3 protein-coding genes are annotated in these 1,086 nt (G+C 41.1%); all 3 read left to right on the top strand.

All coding sequences use genetic code 11. The features are described 5' to 3' along the window. The first annotated feature begins 87 nt into the window (after window positions 1-87). Complete coding sequence (locus tag H9564_RS09030) at window positions 88-276, top strand: hypothetical protein (protein WP_191685129.1); 189 nt, start codon at window positions 88-90, stop codon at window positions 274-276. Next, entirely contained in the window at window positions 266-622 is a 357-nt protein-coding gene (gene tnpB / locus H9564_RS09025; protein ID WP_191685128.1) for an IS66 family insertion sequence element accessory protein TnpB, read from the top strand. The genes H9564_RS09030 and tnpB overlap by 11 nt, the downstream gene beginning before the upstream one ends. 71 nt (window positions 623-693) lie before the next feature. Then, the coding region (locus tag H9564_RS09020) for a transposase (protein WP_191685127.1) at window positions 694-1,086 on the top strand (393 nt) is incomplete at its 3' end.

Genomic DNA, 1,086 nt, shown 5'->3' with positions numbered 1-1,086 from the left:
GTAAGCAGTCAATAACGATACGTCTAGGCGCGGTCGACCAATCCCCCTATACTGAAGACATAAGATTCAGTACAGGAGGATTTCTTTATGGAAGAGAAGCATGATATTGTGGCACCCGTTTTCAAAGCCAAAGGTAAGCCAGTTAGTAAGGCCAAAATTTCACCGCGGCCAGTCGTTAAAATGAAGGCTGGAAATATCCAATTAACAATTTTCAAAGGCACCAATCCCAGCCTTGCGGCCGAGGTTGTGAAGGCTGTGGTGCATTATGTTCATTAACTGGCATGATCCAGACCACGTTTATCTGGTTTGCGGGAAAACTGATTTACGTAAAGGAATTGATGGGCTGGCGATGGTTATTGCGGAAAACTATGGACTAGAGTTATACGATAATTCTCTGTTCCTCTTTTGCGGGTCACGTAATGATCGGTTCAAAGGGCTACTTTGGGACGGTGAAGGTTTTATTCTACTCTATAAGCGTTTTGAGAATGGTCATTTGAGCTGGCCAAGACATAGTAGTGAAGCTAAAAAGTTATCAGCTAGGCAATTGGATTGGTTACTGAAAGGATTAAACCCGTTGCCAGTTCGTCGGATCAAAGCTGCCCAACCAGGTACCTTTTATTGAATTACCTCTGTTTAAAATCATTGTTCTTTGATATAATTACCGAAGAATAATTTAAAGGGAGGTGACGTACTATGAGTAAGAGTTTAGTAGAAGAGAATCGAGAGCTTAAGCAGCAGATCAAAGCTCTGAAGGATCAGGTTAATAAGTTGACAGCGATTATTAAGCTTCAACAAAACCAAATGTTTGGGAAAAAAACTGAAGTAATTGAGTCCGTAGTTGATGGTCAGCAATCATTGTTTAGTGATGATGAACTAGCTCAGCTGCAAGATTCTAATGTTTCAATCACGGAAGTGATTGAAAAGCAGACAAAACAAGTGGTGCGTCACCGGAAAGCCAAGTCTTCTGGTCAGCGGACCGCTTTTTTGGATGGTTTACCTCAAGTGGATAAGACGATTCATTTAACTAATACGGATTGTCCAAAGTGCCATGAACAGATGAAAAAGATTGGTAATCATTTGTATAGC

It is taken from the genome of Limosilactobacillus avistercoris, assembly GCF_014836425.1.
Classification (GTDB): domain Bacteria; phylum Bacillota; class Bacilli; order Lactobacillales; family Lactobacillaceae; genus Limosilactobacillus; species Limosilactobacillus agrestimuris.
The sequence above is the reverse complement of the archived record's forward strand: the minus strand, read 5'-3'. Positions and strand labels throughout refer to the sequence as shown.